1 protein-coding gene is annotated in these 299 nt (G+C 62.2%); it reads right to left on the minus strand.

From position 1 onward, the window contains the following. Nucleotides 1–299 (minus strand): patatin-like phospholipase family protein (locus AABA86_RS33640; protein ID WP_338309795.1); only part of this gene is annotated, 299 nt, incomplete at both ends.

Here is a 299-nt window from a genome sequence, read left to right on the forward strand (position 1 = left end):
CATCCTCCTGGTCGAGCAGATGCTGCAGCGGGGTGTTGGAGACGATGCCGCCGTCCCAGAAATGATCGGTGCCGATCCGCACCATCGGCAGCGCCGGGGGCAGGGCGCCGGAGGCCATGATGTGCTCCGGCTCGATCTCGTCATGGGAATTATCGAAATAGATGAAATTGCCCGAGAGCACGTTGACCGCGCCGACCGCGAAGCGGACCTTCTTCTCGTTGATGAGATCGAAGTCGACGAGCTCGAGCAGGCTCTCCTTCAGCGGCATCGTGTCGTAATAGCTGGTCGCGGTGCGCGCG

Source organism: Bradyrhizobium sp. TM233, assembly GCF_036247965.1.
Classification (GTDB): domain Bacteria; phylum Pseudomonadota; class Alphaproteobacteria; order Rhizobiales; family Xanthobacteraceae; genus Bradyrhizobium; species Bradyrhizobium ottawaense.